The sequence below is a fragment of the Herbaspirillum lusitanum P6-12 genome (genome assembly GCF_000256565.1).
Lineage (GTDB): Bacteria > Pseudomonadota > Gammaproteobacteria > Burkholderiales > Burkholderiaceae_D > Herbaspirillum > Herbaspirillum lusitanum.
Genome location: NZ_AJHH01000062.1, coordinates 1 through 2,530, shown reverse-complemented (window position 1 = coordinate 2,530; position 2,530 = coordinate 1). Strand labels below are relative to the sequence as shown.

The following is a 2,530-nucleotide window of genomic DNA, read 5'->3' as shown; positions in this document are numbered from 1 at the left end:
GGCTCGGTGCGGGTGCCGACCATCAGGCAGCAGGACGACATGATCAATCGCGCCGCCGAAGCCGGCATCGAGATCGACGGCCTGACGCGCTTCTGGCTGCCCGGCTCCGCGCGTCGCCACGAAGCCGGACTGGTGATGGGTTTCGGCGGCGCCGATGAGGCCGCCATCACCGCCGCGATCAAGACGCTGGCGAAGATCTGGCGCTGAAGCCAGGCACGGCCCAACACCGCAGACAAGAACAACACGGGAATGGAATAACGCATGGATGTAGCCATCCTGGGGACACGGATCTACCTCGGCATCAGCGAGGCGGCTTTCCGCAAGATCGTATTGAGCCTGCTGACGCTGTCGGGCGTTGCCTTGCTGGCGTCAGCGCTACCGAAATTGATCGGATAACGCTAACGCGCCAGCAAGCCGACGAACACCGGGATCAGCCACGGCGCCAGAAACGCCGTCAGCACGCCATTGAGGCCCATGCCGAGACCGGCAAAGGCGCCCATTTCCTGATTCACCTGAAATGCCCGCGCGGTGCCGATGCCATGCGAGGTCACGCCGAGCGCAAAACCGCGCACCTCGGGCGAATCGATGCGCATGCGGTTGAACAGGAAGCGCGCCGCCACCGCGCCGAAAATCCCCGTACCGATCACCAGCACCGCCGTCAACGCCGGCAAGCCGCCGAGTTTTTCGGCCACGCCCATGGCGATCGGCGTGGTGGCCGACTTGGGTCCGATCGAAAACGCCAGTTGCGGCGAGCCGCCCAGCAAGATCGTCAGCACCACCGCCGACACGATCGCCGTGGCCGAACCTGCCAGCAGGCCGCAAGCCAGCGGCAGGAAGGATTTGCGCAGCCGCGGCAACTGGCGCGCCAATGGAATCGCCAACGCCACCGTGGCCGGGCCCAGCAGGAAGTGGACGAATTGCGCGCCGGCGAAGTATTCGCTGTACGGCATGCCGCTCAGCAGCAGCACGGTGCTGACCAGCGCAATCGCGATCGCCACCGGATTGGCCAGCGGCGAAAATTTGCAACGGCTGTAGATCCAGTAAGCCACGACGTAGGCGCACAAGGTCAGCGTCAGCCCCAGCAACGGCGACGCCGCCAGATAGACCCAGATCAGGCCGAATTGCGGCAGATCACGCATGATCGCCCTCGCCGTCTTTCTTGTCGCCGTCAGTATGGCGATTCTGCTGATCTTGCCGGTTCTGCCAGTTCATCACCGCCCGCGTGACCGCGGCAGTCACAGCCAGCGTCAGCAAGGTGCTCACCACCACCGCCAGGATTACCGTCAGCCAATGGCCGCGCACTTGTCCTGCGGTAGCAACGATGCCGACGCCGGCCGGCACGAACAGCAACGACAGATGGCGCAGCAATTCGCTGCCGGTGGCTTCGATCCGGTCCAGCAAGGGCGGATAAGCGACCAGCGTGAAGAACAGCAGCAACATGCCCACGACGGGACCGGGAATGGGGAGTTTCAGGGCGAAGGTGATGCCCTCACCCAAGCACTGGAACACCAGCAGGGTCGCGAAACTGGCAAGCATTTCACTTCCTCCCTGGTGGTTGGATGTCGGATGAGACCGATCAGGACAGCTTGGCTTCGTCGAAACGGTGCGACAACTCGGCGCGCAGTTTCTTGCGCAGCTTGGCGGCTTCGAAGCGGCGCTTTTCTTCGCCCGTGAACGGACGCAGCGACGGCACCGCGACCGGCTTGCGCTCGCCGTCGACCGCCACCATGGTGAAGAAGCAGCTGTTGACGTGACGCACTTCCTGGGTGCGGATGTTTTCTGCGACCACCTTGATGCCGACTTCCATCGACGAAGTGCCGGTGTGGTTCACACTGGCCAGGAAGCTCACCAGTTCACCGACATGGATAGGCTGGCGGAACATCACCTGGTCCACGCTCAGCGTCACCACGTACTGACCGGCGTAGCGGCTGGCGCAGGCATAGGCGACCTGATCGAGGAACTTGAGAATGGTGCCGCCGTGCACATTGCCGGAGAAATTGGCCATGTCGGGCGTCATCAGGACGGTCATGGTGAGTTGGTGAGATGGCATGTCCATGGTGAGCGGCTTTCTCTTGTTTGACTTGGTCGGATTCTATGCTGGGTTTAACGTCACCGGCGCGACTTACTTGAACAAAACGGCGTACGGGCGCGACAAGCCGGCAAGACTATCGCGAATAGTCTTGCCAGGCAAGTTTCCCGTCTCGTGGGACTGTGCTTTGCTCGGTGTGTTTTTAGCCGACGGCAGCGAAATGCGCCTCGGCGTTGCGCAGGAATTTGGTAATCGACGCCGTGATGGCTTCCGGCGACCAGCCCGCCATGTGCGGCGTCAGCACCACGTTCTTGAATTCCAGCAATTCACGCGGCGGTTGCGGTTCGCTTTCGTAGACGTCCAGTCCGGCGCCGCCCAGTTCGCCCTTGCCCAGCGCCGCAGCCAGCGCCGCCGTGTCGACCACGCTGCCGCGCGAGATATTGACCAGGAAGCCTTTCGGCCCCAGCGCCTGCAACTCGCGTGCGCCGACCAGATGGCGCG

Annotated in this window: 4 protein-coding genes and 2 pseudogenes; 2 read left to right on the top strand and 4 right to left on the bottom strand. The window is 63.1% G+C overall.

The annotated features are described in order from the left end of the window. Together HLUSI_RS0102400 and HLUSI_RS32305 are read left to right on the top strand one after the other, a co-directional pair. Positions 1-207 (top strand): annotated as a pseudogene (locus HLUSI_RS0102400) (MocR-like pyridoxine biosynthesis transcription factor PdxR); the annotation flags it as partial. A gap of 66 nt (positions 208-273) precedes the next feature. Continuing rightward, a pseudogene (locus HLUSI_RS32305) lies at positions 274-396 on the top strand (sulfite exporter TauE/SafE family protein); the annotation flags it as partial. A gap of 2 nt (positions 397-398) precedes the next feature. On the opposite strand, the gene HLUSI_RS0102390 reads toward HLUSI_RS32305, so the two are convergent. The 4 genes from HLUSI_RS0102390 to HLUSI_RS26630 form a co-directional block, all read right to left on the bottom strand. After that, complete coding sequence (locus HLUSI_RS0102390; RefSeq protein ID WP_016832454.1) at positions 399-1,139, bottom strand: LrgB family protein; 741 nt, start codon at positions 1,137-1,139, stop codon at positions 399-401. After that, positions 1,132-1,536 (bottom strand): CidA/LrgA family protein, encoded by a 405-nt coding sequence (locus tag HLUSI_RS26635; RefSeq protein WP_016832453.1) that lies wholly within the window; start codon positions 1,534-1,536, stop codon positions 1,132-1,134. Before HLUSI_RS26635 ends, HLUSI_RS0102390 begins: the two co-directional genes overlap by 8 nt. A gap of 40 nt (positions 1,537-1,576) precedes the next feature. Further along, positions 1,577-2,056: an acyl-CoA thioesterase gene (locus HLUSI_RS0102380; RefSeq protein WP_029363031.1), complete on the bottom strand. Its 480-nt coding sequence runs from the start codon at positions 2,054-2,056 to the stop codon at positions 1,577-1,579. A 175-nt stretch (positions 2,057-2,231) separates the two neighbouring features. Beyond that, positions 2,232-2,530 (bottom strand): NAD(P)-dependent oxidoreductase (locus HLUSI_RS26630; RefSeq protein ID WP_040503070.1); only part of this gene is annotated, 299 nt, incomplete at its 5' end.